Origin of the sequence: Bacillus smithii (assembly GCF_001050115.1) — a bacterium.
Lineage (GTDB): Bacteria > Bacillota > Bacilli > Bacillales > DSM-4216 > Bacillus_O > Bacillus_O smithii.
The window spans coordinates 309318-328966 of sequence record NZ_CP012024.1 but is presented as its reverse complement, the minus strand read 5'-3'; the positions used below and the strand labels follow the sequence as shown (position 1 = coordinate 328966).

The 19649-nt window shown below is 42.5% G+C and carries 12 protein-coding genes, 8 tRNA genes and 2 rRNA genes; 2 read left to right on the top strand and 20 right to left on the bottom strand.

All coding sequences use genetic code 11. The features are described 5' to 3' along the window. Positions 1-57 precede the first annotated feature (57 nt). From BSM4216_RS01620 to glcD, 15 genes are all read right to left on the bottom strand, one after another. Positions 58-2990: ribosomal RNA gene (locus BSM4216_RS01620) — 23S ribosomal RNA — on the bottom strand. A 260-nt stretch (positions 2991-3250) separates the two neighbouring features. Next, a 16S ribosomal RNA gene (locus tag BSM4216_RS01615) occupies positions 3251-4805 on the bottom strand. The 16S and 23S rRNA genes sit together here with 8 tRNA genes alongside, the layout of an rRNA operon. Before the next feature lie 293 nt (positions 4806-5098). Beyond that, positions 5099-5174: transfer RNA gene (locus BSM4216_RS01610), tRNA-Asp, on the bottom strand. A gap of 91 nt (positions 5175-5265) precedes the next feature. Beyond that, a tRNA-Arg gene (locus tag BSM4216_RS01605) sits at positions 5266-5342 on the bottom strand. Positions 5343-5418: 76 nt separating this feature from the next. Continuing rightward, positions 5419-5490: transfer RNA gene (locus tag BSM4216_RS01600), tRNA-Gly, on the bottom strand. A gap of 68 nt (positions 5491-5558) precedes the next feature. Further along, positions 5559-5634: transfer RNA gene (locus BSM4216_RS01595), tRNA-Val, on the bottom strand. A gap of 8 nt (positions 5635-5642) precedes the next feature. Further along, positions 5643-5714 (bottom strand) — tRNA-Glu (locus tag BSM4216_RS01590). Between the two features lie 11 nt (positions 5715-5725). Further along, a tRNA-Ser gene (locus tag BSM4216_RS01585) sits at positions 5726-5817 on the bottom strand. A gap of 88 nt (positions 5818-5905) precedes the next feature. Continuing rightward, positions 5906-5979, bottom strand: a tRNA-Ile gene (locus tag BSM4216_RS01580). A 7-nt stretch (positions 5980-5986) separates the two neighbouring features. Next, positions 5987-6060, bottom strand: a tRNA-Gly gene (locus BSM4216_RS01575). 380 nt (positions 6061-6440) lie between these two features. Beyond that, the gene (locus BSM4216_RS01570) at positions 6441-7235 is read right to left on the bottom strand and encodes a DUF817 domain-containing protein (RefSeq protein WP_048622491.1); all 795 of its coding nucleotides are present in this window, start codon (positions 7233-7235) and stop codon (positions 6441-6443) included. A gap of 106 nt (positions 7236-7341) precedes the next feature. Next, complete coding sequence (locus BSM4216_RS01565) at positions 7342-7563, bottom strand: helix-turn-helix domain-containing protein (RefSeq protein ID WP_003354823.1); 222 nt, start codon at positions 7561-7563, stop codon at positions 7342-7344. A gap of 10 nt (positions 7564-7573) precedes the next feature. After that, on the bottom strand, positions 7574-8056 hold the full coding sequence (locus BSM4216_RS01560; protein WP_048622490.1) for a DUF2975 domain-containing protein: 483 nt from the start codon (positions 8054-8056) through the stop codon (positions 7574-7576). A 686-nt stretch (positions 8057-8742) separates the two neighbouring features. Beyond that, on the bottom strand, positions 8743-10065 hold the full coding sequence (locus BSM4216_RS01555; RefSeq protein WP_003354828.1) for a (Fe-S)-binding protein: 1323 nt from the start codon (positions 10063-10065) through the stop codon (positions 8743-8745). Further along, positions 10062-11474, bottom strand: a complete 1413-nt coding sequence (glcD, locus tag BSM4216_RS01550; protein WP_003354830.1) for a glycolate oxidase subunit GlcD — start codon at positions 11472-11474, stop codon at positions 10062-10064. The genes BSM4216_RS01555 and glcD overlap by 4 nt, the downstream gene beginning before the upstream one ends. 139 nt (positions 11475-11613) lie before the next feature. Between glcD and BSM4216_RS01545 the strand changes: the two genes are divergently transcribed. Next, on the top strand, positions 11614-12768 hold the full coding sequence (locus BSM4216_RS01545) for a CdaR family transcriptional regulator (RefSeq protein ID WP_048622489.1): 1155 nt from the start codon (positions 11614-11616) through the stop codon (positions 12766-12768). A 116-nt stretch (positions 12769-12884) separates the two neighbouring features. On the opposite strand, the gene BSM4216_RS01540 is transcribed toward BSM4216_RS01545, so the two are convergent. The 3 genes from BSM4216_RS01540 to BSM4216_RS01530 all read right to left on the bottom strand — a co-directional run bounded on the left by BSM4216_RS01540 (position 12885) and on the right by BSM4216_RS01530 (position 15319). Next, a complete protein-coding gene (locus BSM4216_RS01540) occupies positions 12885-13457 on the bottom strand; it encodes a DJ-1/PfpI family protein (RefSeq protein ID WP_048622488.1) in 573 nt (190 codons plus the stop codon). Positions 13458-13540: 83 nt separating this feature from the next. Further along, positions 13541-14233: an iron-sulfur cluster assembly protein gene (locus BSM4216_RS01535; protein ID WP_003354848.1), complete on the bottom strand. Its 693-nt coding sequence runs from the start codon at positions 14231-14233 to the stop codon at positions 13541-13543. Between the two features lie 36 nt (positions 14234-14269). Further along, positions 14270-15319 carry an amidohydrolase family protein gene (locus BSM4216_RS01530; protein ID WP_003354847.1) on the bottom strand — a complete coding sequence of 350 codons (1050 nt, stop codon included), beginning with the start codon at positions 15317-15319 and terminating at the stop codon, positions 14270-14272. Between the two features lie 507 nt (positions 15320-15826). Between BSM4216_RS01530 and BSM4216_RS01525 the strand changes: the two genes are divergently transcribed. Beyond that, positions 15827-16339, top strand: coding sequence for a CBO0543 family protein (locus tag BSM4216_RS01525; RefSeq protein WP_048622487.1), 513 nt, complete (start codon positions 15827-15829; stop codon positions 16337-16339). A 328-nt stretch (positions 16340-16667) separates the two neighbouring features. Here BSM4216_RS01525 and BSM4216_RS01520 read toward each other — a convergent pair whose 3' ends face one another. Both BSM4216_RS01520 and BSM4216_RS01515 read right to left on the bottom strand, forming a co-directional pair. Then, the gene (locus BSM4216_RS01520; RefSeq protein ID WP_048622486.1) at positions 16668-18029 is read right to left on the bottom strand and encodes an aspartate kinase; all 1362 of its coding nucleotides are present in this window, start codon (positions 18027-18029) and stop codon (positions 16668-16670) included. A gap of 271 nt (positions 18030-18300) precedes the next feature. Next, positions 18301-19458, bottom strand: a complete 1158-nt coding sequence (locus BSM4216_RS01515; RefSeq protein ID WP_048622485.1) for a cation:proton antiporter — start codon at positions 19456-19458, stop codon at positions 18301-18303. Between the last annotated feature and the right edge of the window lie 191 nt (positions 19459-19649).

The following is a 19649-nucleotide window of genomic DNA, read 5'->3' as shown; positions in this document are numbered from 1 at the left end:
CGATTGTTCCTTCAAAACTAGATAGAAGAAGCAGTTTCACCGATTTCGCGCTTTCTTTTGGTTAAGTCCTCGATCGATTAGTATCCGTCAGCTCCACGTGTCACCACGCTTCCACCTCGGACCTATCTACCTGATCATCTTTCAGGGATCTTACTTTCCGAAGAAATGGGAAATCTCATCTTGAGGGGGGCTTCATGCTTAGATGCTTTCAGCACTTATCCCTTCCGCACATAGCTACCCAGCGATGCCTCTGGCGAGACAACTGGTACACCAGCGGTGCGTCCATCCCGGTCCTCTCGTACTAAGGACAGCTCCTCTCAAATTTCCTGCGCCCGCGACGGATAGGGACCGAACTGTCTCACGACGTTCTGAACCCAGCTCGCGTACCGCTTTAATGGGCGAACAGCCCAACCCTTGGGACCGACTACAGCCCCAGGATGCGATGAGCCGACATCGAGGTGCCAAACCTCCCCGTCGATGTGGACTCTTGGGGGAGATAAGCCTGTTATCCCCGGGGTAGCTTTTATCCGTTGAGCGATGGCCCTTCCATACGGAACCACCGGATCACTAAGCCCGACTTTCGTCCCTGCTCGACTTGTAGGTCTCGCAGTCAAGCTCCCTTCTGCCTTTGCACTCTGCGAATGATTTCCAACCATTCTGAGGGAACCTTTGGGCGCCTCCGTTACCTTTTAGGAGGCGACCGCCCCAGTCAAACTGCCCACCTGACACTGTCTCCCACCCCGATCAGGGGTGCGGGTTAGAATTTCAGTACAGCCAGGGTAGTATCCCACCGGCGCCTCCACCGAAGCTGGCGCTCCGGTTTCCAAGGCTCCTACCTATCCTGTACAAGCTGTACCAAAATTCAATATCAGGCTGCAGTAAAGCTCCACGGGGTCTTTCCGTCCTGTCGCGGGTAACCTGCATCTTCACAGGTACTATAATTTCACCGAGTCTCTCGTTGAGACAGTGCCCAGATCGTTACGCCTTTCGTGCGGGTCAGAACTTACCTGACAAGGAATTTCGCTACCTTAGGACCGTTATAGTTACGGCCGCCGTTTACTGGGGCTTCGGTTCGCACCTTCAAGCAAAGCTTTAAGCGCTCCCCTTAACCTTCCAGCACCGGGCAGGCGTCAGCCCCTATACTTCGCCTTACGGCTTCGCAGAGACCTGTGTTTTTGCTAAACAGTCGCCTGGGCCTATTCACTGCGGCTTCTCGGGGCTATGCACCCCAAAAAGCACCCCTTCTCCCGAAGTTACGGGGTCATTTTGCCGAGTTCCTTAACGAGAGTTCTCTCGCACACCTTAGGATTCTCTCCTCGCCTACCTGTGTCGGTTTGCGGTACGGGCACCTTTTTCCTCGCTAGAGGCTTTTCTTGGCAGTGTGGAATCAGGAACTTCGGTACTATATTTCCCTCGCCGTCACAGCTTGAGGTTAGTGGCAACGGGATTTGCCTCGCTGCCCCTCTTACTGCTTGGACGCACATCCAGCAGTGCGCTTACCCTATCCTCCTGCGTCCCCCCATCGCTCAAACGGAAAAGAGGTGGTACAGGAATATCAACCTGTTGTCCATCGCCTACGCCTGTCGGCCTCGGCTTAGGTCCCGACTAACCCTGAGAGGACGAGCCTTCCTCAGGAAACCTTAGGCATTCGGTGGAAGGGATTCTCACCCTTCTTTCGCTACTCATACCGGCATTCTCACTTCTAAGCGCTCCACCAGTCCTTCCGGTCTGGCTTCTCTGCCCTTAGAACGCTCTCCTACCGCGGACACCCGAAGGTGTCCACCCGCAGCTTCGGTGATACGTTTAGCCCCGGTACATTTTCGGCGCAGAATCACTCGACCAGTGAGCTATTACGCACTCTTTAAATGGTGGCTGCTTCTAAGCCAACATCCTGGTTGTCTAAGCAATTCCACATCCTTTTCCACTTAACGTATACTTTGGGACCTTAGCTGGCGGTCTGGGCTGTTTCCCTTTTGACCACGGATCTTATCACTCGCAGTCTGACTCCCAAGGATAAGTCGCTGGCATTCGGAGTTTGTCTGAATTCGGTAACCCGATGAGGGCCCCTAGTCCAAACAGTGCTCTACCTCCAAGACTCTTTCCTTGAGGCTAGCCCTAAAGCTATTTCGGAGAGAACCAGCTATCTCCAAGTTCGATTGGAATTTCACCCCTACCCACACCTCATCCCCGCACTTTTCAACGTGCGTGGGTTCGGGCCTCCAGTAAGTGTTACCTCACCTTCACCCTGGACATGGGTAGATCACCTGGTTTCGGGTCTGCGACCCCATACTCATGCGCCCTGTTCAGACTCGCTTTCGCTGCGGCTCCGTCTTTCCGACTTAACCTCGCATGAGATCGCAACTCGCCGGTTCATTCTACAAAAGGCACGCCATCACCCGTAAACGGGCTCTGACTACTTGTAGGCACACGGTTTCAGGTTCTCTTTCACTCCCCTCCCGGGGTGCTTTTCACCTTTCCCTCACGGTACTGGTTCACTATCGGTCACTAGGGAGTATTTAGCCTTGGGAGATGGTCCTCCCAGCTTCCGACGGGATTCCTCGTGTCCCGCCGTACTCAGGATCCACCAGGGAGGGAACGAAGTTTCGACTACAGGGTTGTTACCTTCTCTGACGGGCCTTTCCAGACCTCTTCGTCTACCTCGTTCCTTTGTGACTCCACCATTGGTGTCCTACAACCCCAGAAGGCAAGCCTTCTGGTTTGGGCTGTTCCCGTTTCGCTCGCCGCTACTCAGGGAATCGCTGTTGCTTTCTCTTCCTCCGGGTACTTAGATGTTTCAGTTCCCCGGGTTGCCTTCCTTACCCTATGGATTCAGGCAAGGATGCTGCCCCATTACGGGCAGCGGGTTTCCCCATTCGGAAATCTCCGGATCAACGCTTACGTACAGCTCCCCGGAGCTTTTCGGAGTTAGTCCCGTCCTTCATCGGCTCCTAGTGCCAAGGCATCCACCGTGCGCCCTTTCTAACTTAACCATGTTGGTTTTATCCTAGATGGCGATACTCGGTTTATGCTGCTTCTTTTTTCTATCTAGTTTTCAAGGAACAACTTGGAAGGATGAAATCCTTCAAAACTGAACAAAACGAAAGCGTACAATTGATATCTGTCCAGCTCCGGCTCCTAGGTGCTCGAGGTCACAATCCATCTTGCTGCGGTGGTTTAAATACTACCTCCTCGCAAGCTGTCTTGTGCTTGTCGCACCTGAACAGTCGCCTCTGCTTTTCTTCTTCCTTAGAAAGGAGGTGATCCAGCCGCACCTTCCGATACGGCTACCTTGTTACGACTTCACCCCAATCATCTGCCCCACCTTCGGCGGCTGGCTCCCGTAAGGGTTACCTCACCGACTTCGGGTGTTGCAAACTCTCGTGGTGTGACGGGCGGTGTGTACAAGGCCCGGGAACGTATTCACCGCGGCATGCTGATCCGCGATTACTAGCGATTCCGGCTTCATGCAGGCGAGTTGCAGCCTGCAATCCGAACTGAGAATGGTTTTTTGGGATTAGCTCCACCTCGCGGTTTCGCGACCCTTTGTACCATCCATTGTAGCACGTGTGTAGCCCAGGTCATAAGGGGCATGATGATTTGACGTCATCCCCACCTTCCTCCGGTTTGTCACCGGCAGTCACCTTAGAGTGCCCAACTGAATGCTGGCAACTAAGGTCAAGGGTTGCGCTCGTTGCGGGACTTAACCCAACATCTCACGACACGAGCTGACGACAACCATGCACCACCTGTCACTCCGTCCCCCGAAGGGGAACCCTCTATCTCTAGAGGTAGCGAAGGATGTCAAGACCTGGTAAGGTTCTTCGCGTTGCTTCGAATTAAACCACATGCTCCACCGCTTGTGCGGGCCCCCGTCAATTCCTTTGAGTTTCAGCCTTGCGGCCGTACTCCCCAGGCGGAGTGCTTAATGCGTTAGCTGCAGCACTAAAGGGTGGAAGCCCTCTAACACTTAGCACTCATCGTTTACGGCGTGGACTACCAGGGTATCTAATCCTGTTCGCTCCCCACGCTTTCGCGCCTCAGCGTCAGTTACAGACCAGAGAGCCGCCTTCGCCACTGGTGTTCCTCCACATCTCTACGCATTTCACCGCTACACGTGGAATTCCGCTCTCCTCTTCTGCACTCAAGTCTCCCAGTTTCCAATGACCCTCCACGGTTGAGCCGTGGGCTTTCACATCAGACTTAAGAGACCGCCTGCGCGCGCTTTACGCCCAATAATTCCGGACAACGCTTGCCACCTACGTATTACCGCGGCTGCTGGCACGTAGTTAGCCGTGGCTTTCTGGTCAGGTACCGTCAAGGTACCGCCCTGTTCGAACGGTACTTGTTCTTCCCTGACAACAGAGCTTTACGATCCGAAGACCTTCTTCGCTCACGCGGCGTTGCTCCGTCAGACTTTCGTCCATTGCGGAAGATTCCCTACTGCTGCCTCCCGTAGGAGTCTGGGCCGTGTCTCAGTCCCAGTGTGGCCGATCACCCTCTCAGGTCGGCTACGCATCGTCGCCTTGGTGAGCCGTTACCTCACCAACTAGCTAATGCGCCGCGGGCCCATCTGCAAGCGGCAGCTTGCGCCGCCTTTCAACCTTCCTTCATGCGAAGGAAGATATTATCCGGTATTAGCCCCGGTTTCCCGGAGTTATCCCCGTCTTGCAGGCAGGTTGCCCACGTGTTACTCACCCGTCCGCCGCTAACTTTCAAAAAGCAAGCTTCTTGAAAGTCCGCTCGACTTGCATGTATTAGGCACGCCGCCAGCGTTCGTCCTGAGCCAGGATCAAACTCTCCAAAAAGAAATTTGACTTGGCTTGTTTCTATCGAAACATTGGTTTACGTTTCGTTTTGTTCAGTTTTCAAGGATCCAACTTTTGAATCTATCAAAATCGCATTATCAAAAGCGACGTTTTATATTATATTACCTTCTTGCATTTGTGTCAACAACTTTTTTATTAAAAGTTGTTTTGATCATCTCTTTTAAGTCAGCTATTTATTTATACACCCAACACAAAAGAAATGCAAGGGGAAAATTTTCTCTGAGAAAAAATGCTTTATCGGTTTTTTCCTTTACCGACCTCTTTTGATTTCATGGCGGTCCCGACGGGAATCGAACCCGCGATCTCCTGCGTGACAGGCAGGCGTGATAACCGCTACACTACGGGACCTTGAAAAAAGTTTTTAAAACCAAAAAGACTTAATATTAAATTTCTGCACATAACGGTTATAGAACGAGCTATTAAAACTGAAAATTTTTCATGGCGCGCCCAAGAGGAGTCGAACCCCTAACCTTCTGATCCGTAGTCAGACGCTCTATCCAATTGAGCTATGGGCGCAAGTATATCGAAAAAAGGCTCAAAGTATGATCATGATCAGTTTCAATTTTTCATTCCCTTACTGAAATAAAAAAAGAGCGGAAGACGGGACTCGAACCCGCGACCCCCACCTTGGCAAGGTGGTGTTCTACCACTGAACTACTTCCGCACGACCTTATAAAAGGCATGAAAACCAAATCCTGATGTCCACTACACTTCAAAAAAGTTACATGGTGATGGTGGAGGTTGACGGGATCGAACCGCCGACCCCTTGCTTGTAAGGCAAGTGCTCTCCCAGCTGAGCTAAACCTCCATTGAGGATGACCCGTACGGGATTCGAACCCGTGTTACCGCCGTGAAAGGGCGGTGTCTTAACCACTTGACCAACGGGCCAAAATATTTCATGGCGGAGAGCAAGGGATTCGAACCCTTGAGACGGCGTTGACCGTCTACACGATTTCCAATCGTGCTCCTTCGACCACTCGGACAGCTCTCCCCACTCTTCGCAGACCATTGCTTGTTTATGTCAACTGCCGATTGCGAATCCATTCATTTTACTACGCATCAGTATACAATATGAAGAATGGGCCTAAATGGACTTGAACCATCGACCTCACGCTTATCAGGCGTGCGCTCTAACCAGCTGAGCTATAGGCCCGAACTATTGGAGCGGGTGATGGGAATCGAACCCACGACAACAGCTTGGAAGGCTGTGGTTTTACCACTAAACTACACCCGCTTTATTAAAATGCTTATCAAAAAGACATGAATTATTATAGTATTGTATTTTATTTTTGTAAATAGTTTTTTTGAAATTCTTTTTCCATAGATATGGTGTAAGATTACAATAAAGTTATTTAATTTTATAACCTCAAACACACAAAACCCCATTCTGATTTAGGACGCTAAAGTTTCAAGTGAATATTTTCACAAAAACCCCTAATAAATGCATTCCGGCAGAATGATCAAGCTATTTTTAGAGAAAAAAGTAACAATTCAACGTTGCTTTTTCCAATTTATCTTATTCAGAATTTTGTACGCTAGGAGAACTTCAACCTAAAAAAGTCGAATTCCTTACCATGCTAAGGTTCCGACTTTTTAAAAAAGGGTTCTTAACAGTTATAAAAATTGACTATTACTAGTTTCTCCTAGTTGAATTTTTCCCTTAGCCTGCTTTAACGTCGCTACTATAAGAAAGCTAACAATCACTAATAAGAGCCATGAACTCACCTTTCCTAGATGAACGAGACTCCATGCATCGGTTTGGTTTGGATATTCCCAAGCTCCAAAGAACGTTGCGATATTTTCGGCTATCCATATAAAAAATCCGATAAGCACAAAAGAAAGTGTGAGTGGCATACGGTAACGAGTTCCATCAACCTCGTATGTGACCCATGATTGCCAAAAGACGATAATTACAAGTCCAGATAACCACCAACGAACGTCAATCCAATAATGGTGGGTGAAAAAATTCAAATAAATCGCAGCTGCAAGAGGTACAACTACCAAAAACGGTGGCCACTTAACCAGTTCAACCTTAAGCCTCCTCCACGCCTGGCAAAGATAACTCGCTACACTTGCGTACATAAATCCACTATATAAAGGCACTCCAAAAATTTTGAAATATCCTTCCTCTGGATAAGACCAGGAGCCCATATGTACCTTGAAAATTTCAAGAGCAAGTCCAATAAGGTGGAACAATGTGATAACCTTAAGTTCATCCCGTGTTTCAAGCCCAGAACGCACCATCCACCACTGCATCAGAAGACAGATGATGAGCAGCCAGTCATACCGTGGTAGGAAGGGAAGTGGCATGATTTTTGTAAAAGCCAAAGAGGCAAAAATAACGACAGGAAACAAACATGATAGGGCCTGCTCCCAACCAAAAAGAACGAGTTGTTTTAGTGCTCTCATGATTTGTTCCTCCAAAGGTTTTTTCTGAATATATGCAAGTCCTGCTTAGTATAGTAGCTAGCTCACCGCCGATAACTTTCTTTTCCTTTCAATGTTTCCTACTTTATTAATCTTGGATGTCTTCATCACTTCGGTATTCTAAGATATCTCCAGGCTGACATTCTAAAGCCTTACAAATCGCATCTAAAGTTGATAATCGAATCGCTTTTGCCTTTCCATTTTTCAATATAGAAAGATTAGCCATCGTGATTCCAACCCTCTCCGAAAGTTCTGTGACGCTCATTTTCCTTTTAGCCAGCATCACATCAATATTGATGATAATTGCCATATTATTCACCTCAGATCGTTAAATCATTTTCTGATTTTATATCGATGGCTTCTTGTAAAAGCCTTTGAAGAACAGCAGCAAAGACTGCAATAATCGTTGAAGCAAAAATAATGCCCAATCCGATTAGCATGATACCTGGGGCGTCTTCTAATTTCGCAACGATATAGAAGAAGGGCAAACCCGGCACATACGAGATACTGATTATGACCGCACAGTATTTTATATTCTTTAAAGCCTTTACGGATAATTCCGAGAAAGCTTTTTTCTTGTCAATATAACTTAAAAGTTTAAAAGCCTGATACAGAGCGAAGAAAAATGGTATCGCCGATACATACATAACGATTAAAAAGCCATATAGTACATAAGCGTACTCCGAATTATTTTCTGCTGCTTCTTTAGCTAACATAGGCAACCCAAATATACATAAAGCAAGAACTGGAGTTCCGATAATAAAAACAGCTATTTTTAAAAACAATGTTGATCTTTGTTTCATAAAAAGCACCTCACTTATTTATTTTTGAATAAATTTTAATACGTTATTTATCGTTTCGCAATAAAAATTTATTAAATATTGATAAAAATTTGTTGTTAAACTTGAACAAAAACTTGAAGTCGGGAAAACCTTACCATTGATTCTCATATAATTATAGAAGCATCTCTGATTTCACAGAGATGCTTCTTAAAATTAGAATATCAAACACAAAAAACATCAAAAGAAGTATATTGGGCTTATTGTGCAACATCCCGTTAATTATAAGTATTTTCCTTTAAAATAACTGGTACGCTATTCAACTAAACGACTTTTTTATTTTTTAAATGACATTTTTATAATTTAAACAACTTTTTTATTACTCAACAAATGGTCCTTTTCTTTTTCGAAGCGTTTCAGCCTAAAAAAGATTGTTTTGTCAGGAATCAACAGCAAAGATGGCTAGAAAAATATCTATTTTAAAAATCACCAGCCCTTTTCTCCGTGATTTAGAGTGGGACTGGCATTATTCATGAATCGGCTACTTATTTCATGATCATTGATCATTCAAATTTTAAGAATGGCATGAATGATTTGCAAAGAGGAATTGCTCATACCCAATCCTTTTACGATGAGAGCTTCCGACATCTCCTGATTTTTCTGTGACGGCTCCCGCTTTCTCAGGCATTCCATTTCCGCAGCTTGAAATATTAATATTTTGTCGCCTCTAATAATAAATCCACAATATGAACAGCTTTTACATCCTTTAACTTCTCTCTTTCTATTCCCAGCATCATTTGCATCAAACATCCTGGATTCGCTGTAACGATCGTTGTTGCTTTTGTTTTCTTGATTTTTACCATTTTTTGATCCAAAATTTCCATGGATGTCTTCGGTTCTACGATGTTGTAGATACCGGCAGATCCGCAGCAACTATCTGCGTTTTCCATTTCTTTGAACGTAATTCCTTTAATAGAACGAAGCAATTCTCTGGGAGCCTTGGAAGTTTTCATGACGTTTCTTAAGTGACAAGAATCTTGATAGGTTACTATTTGTTCCGGAAGAGAGAGGCTGTATTTCTTGTGAAAATCCAGTTCATATAAAATTTCCGTAATATCTTTTATCTTAGCCACGAATGCTTTGGCCCGCTCTGACCATTCCGGTTCATCTTTCAACAAATGGTCGTATTCAATCAAGAAAGCTCCGCACCCGCCTGCGTTTGTAATAATGTAATCGACGTCGTGTTTTTCAAATGCCTCAATATTTTGCTTCGCCAGTTCTTTTGCGATTTCTTTCTCTCCGCCATGACCGTGCAGAGCACCACAACATGATTGCGTTTTAGGAATCACAATTTCACATCCGGCTTTTTGCAATAATTGAATCGTAGCATGATTGGTTTCCATAAACATCGTATCCATTAAACATCCAGAAAAAAAAGCTACAGTCGCCTTTTTCGAACCTGCGGGCGCAAAATGTTCATCCCTATCGATCATTTCTTTTTTCTTAGGAATATCCGGCAGAATTTTTTCCATCTCTCTCAGGTTATCAGGAAATAATTTCATAAATCCTATTTTACGCGCCACTTTTTGAAGACCTGATCTTTGGTAATATCCAACCAAGCTAGTGACATTTATTAGATTACTTTTTTTGGGAAATAATTTTTCAAAGACTACTTTACGAACCGTTCGAACGGGTAAAGAATGTTTTTTATTTTGGTTTATGATGTCTCTGGCTTCTTCCAATAAATGGCCGTAATGAACATCTGACGGACAGACCGGCTCACACGCACGGCAGCCTAAACATAAGTTCAATGAGTTCACAAACTCATCATCTGGTTGTATCACTCCGTCATAAACTGCCTTCATTAAAGCGATTCTTCCGCGTGGTGATTGGCTTTCTTTGTAACCAGATACCAAGTATGTCGGACATGAAGGCAAGCAAAAACCGCATCTCATACAGTTTAATAACTCATCTTCATTCATACGTTCCTTGAAGGCTATTTGAATACTTTTCTTTTCGGATTCCGACATCATTTTGATATCACCACCCGTTTTCGTGTATCTTTTGCGAATAGTTTCCCTGGATTCATAATATTATGGGGATCTAATGCTTCTTTGATCGATTTCATCACTTGGATGCCTGATACTCCCAGTTTCCATTCTAAATAAGGCGCTTTCATAGCTCCCACTCCATGTTCCCCCGTAATGGTTCCGCCCAATTCAATCGCTTTTTCAAAGATTTCAGCAAAAGCTTTTTCCACTCTCTCCATCTCTTCTTTATTACGAATATCGGTTGTGCATGTAGGATGAAGATTCCCGTCTCCGGCATGGCCAAATGTACATATATTGACGTTATATTTATGCGCTATGTCATTGATGGCTTTCACCATTTTGGCTATTTCTGATCTGGGAACGGTGGCATCTTCTAAAATAGTTGTCGGCTGCAGTCGAGCTAAAGCTGACAAAGCCGTACGTCTGGCCGCACGCAGCGCCTCCGCTTCTTCTTCAGACTGTGCGATCTGTACAGAGACAGCATTTTCGCTTCTGCATATTTCTTCCATTATCTTCATATCTTTGTTTACATTTTCAGCGGTTCCATCTTGTTCGATTAGCAACACTGCTTGAACATCCGTCGGCAAACCGATTTGTGCATAGTCTTCCACCGCTTGTAATGTAGGTTGATCTAAAAACTCCAAAGTCGCTGGAATAACTTTATTCGCAATAATTTTGGAAACGGAACGAGCTGCAGCCTCTAAATCTTGATATAAAGCAAGCATTGTCTTTTTTGTTTCAGGAAGCGGAATCAGTTTTAACGTCGCCTCTGTAATCACACCCAGTGTGCCTTCTGAACCTACCAATAATCGAGTTAAATCATACCCCGCTACATCTTTTGCTAATTTTCCTCCTGTCCGGATGATATCTCCGTTAGGAAGAACTGCCTCCAATCCCAATACATAATCACGGGTTACTCCATATTTCAGTCCTCTTAATCCCCCGGAGTTTTCGTTTAAATTCCCACCGATCGTCGATATTTTTATAGAACTTGGATCAGGAGGATAAAATAAACCTTTTTGTTCAACCGCATTGATTAAATCAAGTGTTATAACTCCCGGTTGACAAGTCACGGTTAAATTTTCTTCATCGATTTCTAAAATTTTGTTCATATGTTTAAACAGAAGAACAACTCCTCCTTCAACAGGACAAGTGCCGGCACACAAGTTCGTTCCCGATCCTCTCGGAACAATCGGTATTTCCCATTCATTGCACAGTTTTAATATTTCGGATACTTCCTCCGTATTTCTGGGTGAAACCACCGCGTCAGGAATAGATTGAAAATTAGGGGTGGCATCGTATGAATAAACTAACCGCTCTACTTCTGAATCTTCGAAATTTTCCCTTCCTACGATATCCACAAAACGCTTCTTCACATGAGAAGGAATCATATTGAAAACCCTCGCTTTTCTAATTTTCGTTTTATTATAAAGAAAGTTGGGTATTTAATCTATGTATGATCATATGATTAAAATGTGAAATATACCGTTTTTATTGTTTTTTAATCCAAAAGAAGGCGGTCGATGCCCCATGCATTTATCAACCAATTTAGCTTCTAAAATTATTTCAGAAGTTCAGCAAGTAATGAAAGAAGATATTATATTAGTGGATACAAAAGGAATCATCATTTCTTCCACTGAAAAAAGCAGAATTGGCACCTTTCATGAAGGAGCGACCATTGTCATTAAAACAAAAAAAGTACTTTATATTGATCAGGACAAAGCAAAAATTCTAAAAGGAGTAAAAGCAGGCATCAACATGCCCATTATGTTTAATAAGCAAGTAATCGGCGTCATCGGAATAACAGGAGACCCTAAAAAAGTGGAACCGTTTGCGGAATTAATTAGAAGAATGACAGAACTCATTATACAAGAAGCTTATTATACCGAGAGAAACGAATGGGAAATACGCGGTATAGAATCTTATTTGTATGAATGGATCAACTCTACATCGGTTGATAAAGAATTTTTAGAGCGAGGTGTCATGCTGGGAATCCCCGTTTACGACACGCATATTTGCGCCCTCATACAATCCGAAATACAAACACTCGATCACTATGACATTCCCAGAATTCAAAAAGAAATCATGGAATTGTTCTATTCTGTATTCGGGAAAGAAAATCATTTCCTCATTCGCTGGGGGCAAGAACGTTTCTTGCTGTTAAAAAAGATTGGCTCTACTTTTAACAAGAATCATTTCCATAGCCAATTAAAAAACTTTAAAGAAAGATTCGAAAGGAAATATCACCACCATTTAGCAATTGGTGTAGGAAAGACAATGTGCAGACAGATTATCCATAGATCATTTAAAGAGGCAATGAAAGCATTAAAAGTGGCTCAAAAACATCTTGGGATTGTATTTTATGAAGATCTCATATTAGAAATTATCTTAGAAGACATTCCCATCGAAATACAAAAGGATTTTCAAAGAAGAACGATTGACGTTTTGAAAGAAGATCCAATACTCATCGATACTTTGCAGCACTATTTGCATAATAATCAATCGATCAAAAAAACTTCAGAAGAAATGAATATACATATTAATACTCTGCATTATCGTTTAAATAAAATCGAAGAGCTAACCGGAATCAATCCGAAAACCACGGAAGGAATTGTCATATTTTATATATCACTCATGTTATTGAATTCTCATTCCCATCATGAGATGGATAAAAGAAAACTGTAGCCAAACAAAGAATCTCTCTTAATGCATTAAACGATCGATTCTTTGATTGTTTTTACAAATAAAAAGAGAAAAAGGCTGAATCAAACGTTTTTGATTCAGCCCTTTTTAGCTATTCTTTAAACAGAAGCTTCTTTTTTTACATTTAATAATGCAAAGAATTCTTTCATAAATCCCGGCAAATCCGGCCAAGCATGCCCAGACACCAAATTTCCGTCCACGTGAAGCAATTTTTCCACGTAAATAGCTCCTGCCGCTTCCACTTCCGGCCGACAAGCGGAGAATGCCGTCATTTCCCTGCCATTGATATATTCTCTTACAGTCGTTAAAACTTGTTGTCCATGGCAGATGGCTCCAAGCGGTTTATTTTCTTTTAAAAAGTGAGCGACGATTTCTTGAACTTTTTTATTTAGACGTATATATTCAGGCGCGCGTCCTCCGGGAATAATCAGCCCATCAAAGTCAGCAGGATCAATTTCGTCTACGGATGCGTGAGATTCGATTTTATACCCCCACTTTTCTGTAACGGTCTCCATTTCAGGGAGGAAATCATGGACAACCGTTTGAAGCTTTTTCTTCACAGGAGACGCAATCGTGCATTGAATATTTTCTTCGATACAACGATAATACGGATAAAATACTTCTAAAGCTTCCACCGCATCACCCGTTACAATAAGAACTTTTTTACTCATTTTTTCATCACCGTTCCTTCTTTAAAAAATATTTTCGTTTTGGACACACTTCTTAACATCTCTTTTCATTACGTCATGCTCATCTAATCGTTAGAGGGCAAATGGTATCGTGTTTCTAACAAACCTCGACAATAATGGGCATTAAATTCCATGCTCATCCGCGTACGCTTGGCGCCTTGCAAGTAAAACGAAAATTCTTCTTCAGACAGCTGTTTATCTTCCGGAGTTGTGAAGGCCAATGTATTGGAGTGATTCAAGGCCCTTTTTTTCTCCAAATATTTGTCTCTCAGCAGATGACCTTCTTCCGATAAAGGCAATTCATTCAATTGTTGCAGAGACAAACCTATCATCTCTTTCTTTGTCATCCCATTTTTTAAGAGATATTTCATCAGTTTTTCTTGCCTTGCATAGTAAGCTTTTATCTCAAACGTTTTGCGCAATTCGTCAAGGTCTCCATCCGATAAGTCACGAAAGACTTCGTTAAACGACTTGCCTTTCGTTGCTCCGTGATTGATTTCATCGGAAGCACAATGATCCAATAAATGGACTTTCACTGAATGCACCCATTCCAGTTCAGATACATATTTCCGTATATCTTCGGCCATGATATAGGCAAAGTTCGGCGAGCACCAATAAGTCGGTAAACGAAAAACAACTTCCACATGATGGTCTTGAATGGCGATGTGATCAATAAACCCTAGCTCTGTTAAAGGTTGATCCAGTTCAGGATCATAAACTTTTTCAAGCATTCTATATACTTGATCTTCTTTTTCCATAATCTTTGATCCACTTCCTTTGTTCGTGAAGATCCTTTAGAAATTAGCTTTGATTTCATTAAGTTTCGCCTTTCGTTCATTTAATTCGCAATTTTTCAACTTTTCTTTTTGCGCTTCGATATCTATGTTGTATAATCTCGCTACATTCTCACCTAAAATTTTCTTCTTCACATTCAAATCCAACGTCACACCTGTTTCTTCTTGGATATCTTCCGGAAGTTCAAATTCAAGGAACTTTTCGATTATCCACTTTGGCTCCCAAATAGCATAATCGCTTCCAAAAATGATACGGTCTTCATCCAGCCAGTACAACAATTCACTTATGATTTCAGCAAAATAACGAGGACGAGTATGGATTAAAGAAATAGCTACCGCCAATCCTCCGTACACATTTTTTTCCTGTGTCGCAATCCAGCAAAAATCTTCTAATCTCGGCAGTCCTACATGTTCTACGATAAAGTTTAATTCCGGAAAACAGCTTGCTGCATCATCCACATCTGCTACGTCAAATGCATCCCGATTCAAAGGAGTGACCGTGGGTCCTTTATGAATGTGAATATTTTTAATCCCTAATTCTTGGCACTTTTCAAGATATCTTTTGGACCAGTCGTCTGAAAGTTTATATCCCTTTGAATTTCCATACCAATCCGCTGTATACAACTTAATCCCTTGCCAGTTGTACTTTTCTTTCATTTTTTCCAAATTTTCCAATCCTCGTTCGCCATGCCGCGGGTCCATTGTCCCGTTGCAAATAAAACGATTAGGGTACCGTTTGGAAAGGGCGTCATTTGCGTCAAAATCACCAAAACCATTTTTATAAAACTCTTTTAAATAGACAGGTTGAAAAATGGCCATATCTGCATATCCTTTAACCAATACGTCGTTAACCAGCGTTTCCGGATCATACTTCACAAACTTATCCCAGGGCCAATAATATTCTTTAGGGCTCAGATTTTTGTGATAATCATAAAAACAGCTGATAAATTGCTCTCCATGAATATTCAGTTGATTCTCCTTACTGCCATCCCACAAGGCTATATGAGCATCAATAACAAAAATCTCTTCTCCGTTAGCTGTCCGAATCATTTCCATCCCCCCTTAATTTGTTCATTTTCAGTGCCAGATAATGAAAGCGGTAACATTTCGATCCAAGTGATTATTTTTAGAAAATTCTGATTAAATTATACTGAGAGGCTCCATGAATGAAAATATACACTTAAACAAAAAAGAACGGATTCCGTTCTTGATTTTTTGGATGATATAACAAAACCTTAATTTCAACTATTCTCCAAAAAAAAAGAAAGACAGTCCGTTCTGATTCGCGTGTTTTCTCATTTAAATTGATGATTCCACAAAATTCTTGAATGAAATATTTTATTGCAACATTCATTTATTTTCCGTTCTATATCGTATCTTAGGTTATAGAGTGAAAGTCCCTGTTCAACTAGAATAGAAACTTTATTCATTTGGTGAATGAATGGCACCAGAATATCGATCTTTGTTCACTAGAAATATTTATTCTGCTTTCCCATGAATGCTCTATCCATACAAATGGGATAATATATATTACCACTATCAAAAGAGGTTTTCTTTATGTATTTGCTGCTTTTTACCGTAATTTATCTACTTATTGCCATCCCGATGACGGAATGGACAAAATGGAAAAAATATTATACAACGATCCAGTATTATGTGATTTGCGATTTGCTTTATAATTTTCTTTTTTACGACCATACGTTATGGGAATACCGTTCTGTAGAAACAGAATGGTTAAACCACACAATCATTGATCTAATCTTTACATTTTTGATCATACCGGTTGCCATTTATTTTTATTTATCTTTTTTGCCTGAAGGGAAAAAAATGTTTGTGTACATTACGGGATGGGTTATACTGTTTGAAATAATCGAATTCTTTTTCCACCAAAAAGGGCTGTTTTTATATCATAACGGATGGAATGCCATGTGGTCTTTTATTTTCAATATTATCTTATTTACCATGCTTCGCCTTCACCATCGAAGTAATGTCAAAGCTATCATACTAACGGTCCCCGTTATCGCCTTGTTGTTGTGGTTTTTCCACCCGAGCTTTGCGGATCTTAAATAATGAAAAGCGAGTTGAATTGATAGCGATTTCATACAAAACGAAAAAGAAAGATTTTATAATTGCATAAAGGGTTACACGCATTCTGATAAATGATATGACCAAGTGTGCTTTTCGGGGCTTTGATCAGATCTCATGTTCGTTCTCCTACGGAAAAACGAAGCGGCGCTTAAAAATTCCCAAGCAATCTCAAAAGTTGTTTTCCTCAAATGTGCCATCATTGTTTTCCGTCGGAAGAGAGACTCGTCCGCCTCACGGGTTTCAACAACGAGAAGGCGAACGATTGCAGCTTAGAATAGTAAGGGCTTTTCGTTGCTATTGCTCTTATGATTCAAACCGGGACGCTGACAAAAAATTCTTCATATAAAGCTTGGACCGCCCGTCTTTCCACTTCTTCCTTTACAGCAAACATCATACTGACTTCGGAAGATCCCTGGTTCACCATTTCAATATTCACTCCCGCTTTTGCTAACGCGCTCGCGGCTCGGGCCGTTGTTCCAATATTACGGCGCATTCCCTCGCCCACTAACATAATCAAAGCAAGACGATGTTGAATTTTCACTTCGTCAGCATCTAGTTTCTCTTTTATTTGGTGCAATATCGCTTGTTCTAGCTCCTGATTGAGTTGATTTTCCCGTAAAATAACCGTCACATCGTCAATACCGGAAGGAATATGTTCATAGGAAAGGCCGAAATCTTCTAAAATTTGCAGCAGTTTCCGACCGAATCCGATTTCCTTATTCATTAAATATTTTTGAATATAAATACTGCAAAATCCTTCGTCGCTCGCAATGCCCACGACCGGTCCGTTTTTCGTTTCCCGTTCATTGACAATTTTGGTCCCCGGCGCAGAAGGATTGTTCGTATTTTTGATGTTGACCGGTATTCCGGCGCGGAAAGCCGGAATCAAGGCTTCATCATGAAAAACAGAAAATCCGGCGTAGGACAACTCCCTCATTTCCCGATAAGTCAGTTCTTGAATTTCCGTCGGGTGAGAAACAAAATTCGGATTCACGGCATACACAGCATCGACATCCGTAAAATTTTCATAAAGCTCCGCCTTCACCCCATTGGCTAAAATAGAGCCTGTAATATCCGAACCGCCGCGGGAGAATGTCACCACATCCCCGTTTTTACTGAAGCCGAAAAATCCGGGAAAAATAATGATTCCGCTTTGCTCCCGCAACGAATACAATCGCTTGTAGGATTCCGGCAATACCCGTGCATTCCCCGGTTCGTCAGTGACGATTAATCCCGCTTCTTTCGGACTAACATATCTAGCCTCTATTCCTCTCTCTTGAAAATAAGCGGCAATCAGCTTCGCATTATTATCCTCCCCTGCCGCTTTCATATGATCTAAAAAGCGCTCCGGATCCCCTTTGTATCCTCGTAGCCGCTCCTCTAAATCAGCACGGATTTCCTTTACGATATCGTTTGACATCTCCAAATCCATTGCAATGCTTGCGAATCTTTCCACTACCGCTTCCAGCCAATCTGTCGCATCCTCGCCGCGTAATTTCTTGCGGGCGCACGCAATCAGCAAATCGGTTACTTTCGTGTCATCCGCAAACCGTTTTCCCGGTGCTGAAACCACCACAATCTTTCTTTTCGGATCAGAAATGACAATATTCAGTACTTTTTGAATTTGTTTTCCTGATGCAAGCGATGTTCCGCCAAATTTGACCACTTTCATAAAGACAACCCCTGCTCATTTTAGAATTTTCAGTTAAATGATTAATTTCCATTATGGACTCTTTCCATATAGGAATCAAGGATTTTCTATAATATAAAGACAAATGTTTTTTCAGAAAAGACAAATCCTACATACAACTTGACAGGGCGAATGGAAAATTTCGGTTGCTTAATCCATTTTATTTCCCATTCGCCCAATAATCATAGTCTTCTTACAAAAAGAACTGTGACCAAAATCCTAAAAACTTCAACACTCCTGTATTCCATCGATCTCATCCTGTATTTTTTAAAGTCTTTCCTTTCGATCCGACTGTGAAAAACCATTTCATCATCGGCGGCGTTGCAATCGTGGTGATCAGAACCACAACAACCAAAACGGTAAACAACTCCTGACTGACCAATTGATGTTCCAAACCAATATTGGCTAAAATTAAAGCCACTTCTCCGCGAGACACCATGGCGGCGCCAATTCCCAATGAACTACCCCAAGAAAATCCGGCCGCTTTTGCTCCCCATGATGCGCCGATTAATTTGGTGAAAACCGCTAAAATGCTCAAAATGACCAATAGCCAGAAACTTTCACCAATACCATGAAAATAAGCTGCCACTCCGACCAAAGTGAAAAATACAGGAACAAATAAGGAATAGCTAATGGTTTCTGTCTTTTCAAATATTTCATGTTTAAATTCTGTTACACTTATCGCGACTCCGGCCATGTATGCGCCGATAATAGCGGATACTCCCGACAAATCGGCTAAATAAGCATATAGAAAACAAATGATGAGAGCTGCAGAAAGGACAGATTGATCCACCTTTAAGAGCGCCAGTTTTTCTAAAATCCACGGAACAACTTTCCATGCAGCGAATATCGCTCCCGCAAAAAACAATCCCTTTGTTAAAAGCATGGTTCCAAAATGAACTTCTCCTCCTATCATACTCATAAAAAAGGCTAAAGCGATCATCACTAAAATGTCATCGAGCACTGCCGCCCCTAAAATTGCAGTACCTTCGGGTGATTTTAATCGGTCCATTTCTTTTAACGCTTGAACTGAAATGCTGACGCTGGTTGCTGAAAGCAATAATCCCATAAACCATGATTGTTCGGATGAAAAGCCCAATGCTTCTCCGAGAAAATATCCTCCTACAAGCGGAACCAAGATGCCGCCGACAGCCACCAACGTGGAAGATTTTCCGGAGCGCAGAAACTCTTTTAGATCAGTTTCCAACCCGGCTATAAACATGAGCAAAATAACACCGATCTCGCTCATCTCCTTTAAAATGTCCGTATCATGAATCACCCCCAGTACCGAAGGCCCAAGAATGATTCCAACCAACAGTTCACCTAAAACAGATGGCTGATCGAGCCTAACACTTATATTGCCTGCCAATTTGGAAGCTGCCAGAATCAACGCTAATTGCAAAACAAGCATCCCCTTACCACCTTTCCTTCTTTGTTTTCTCAAAAAATAAAAAAAGAGCCTGTAACCAAAGGACACAACGATCCCTTGGTGACAGACTCCTCCTCGTCAAATATTATTCTGTTTTATAATACATTATAACATATTTTCCTTTACTTGAAAGGACTCTCTTTCGATGCAAACGATCAGAAGCAACCATTTTT

Excerpts from the sequence above, each read along its gene's own strand:
- BSM4216_RS01570 (WP_048622491.1), bottom strand. The coding sequence starts at position 7,235 with ATGAGAGCACTAAAACAACTCGTTCTTTTTGGTTGGGAGCAGGCCCTA.
- BSM4216_RS01565 (WP_003354823.1), bottom strand. The coding sequence starts at position 7,563 with ATGGCAATTATCATCAATATTGATGTGATGCTGGCTAAAAGGAAAATG.
- BSM4216_RS01560 (WP_048622490.1), bottom strand. The coding sequence starts at position 8,056 with ATGAAACAAAGATCAACATTGTTTTTAAAAATAGCTGTTTTTATTATC.
- BSM4216_RS01555 (WP_003354828.1), bottom strand. The coding sequence starts at position 10,065 with ATGATGTCGGAATCCGAAAAGAAAAGTATTCAAATAGCCTTCAAGGAA.
- glcD (WP_003354830.1), bottom strand. The coding sequence starts at position 11,474 with ATGATTCCTTCTCATGTGAAGAAGCGTTTTGTGGATATCGTAGGAAGG.
- BSM4216_RS01545 (WP_048622489.1), top strand. The coding sequence starts at position 11,614 with ATGCATTTATCAACCAATTTAGCTTCTAAAATTATTTCAGAAGTTCAG.
- BSM4216_RS01540 (WP_048622488.1), bottom strand. The coding sequence starts at position 13,457 with ATGAGTAAAAAAGTTCTTATTGTAACGGGTGATGCGGTGGAAGCTTTA.
- BSM4216_RS01535 (WP_003354848.1), bottom strand. The coding sequence starts at position 14,233 with ATGGAAAAAGAAGATCAAGTATATAGAATGCTTGAAAAAGTTTATGAT.
- BSM4216_RS01530 (WP_003354847.1), bottom strand. The coding sequence starts at position 15,319 with ATGATTCGGACAGCTAACGGAGAAGAGATTTTTGTTATTGATGCTCAT.
- BSM4216_RS01525 (WP_048622487.1), top strand. The coding sequence starts at position 15,827 with ATGTATTTGCTGCTTTTTACCGTAATTTATCTACTTATTGCCATCCCG.
- BSM4216_RS01520 (WP_048622486.1), bottom strand. The coding sequence starts at position 18,029 with ATGAAAGTGGTCAAATTTGGCGGAACATCGCTTGCATCAGGAAAACAA.
- BSM4216_RS01515 (WP_048622485.1), bottom strand. The coding sequence starts at position 19,458 with ATGCTTGTTTTGCAATTAGCGTTGATTCTGGCAGCTTCCAAATTGGCA.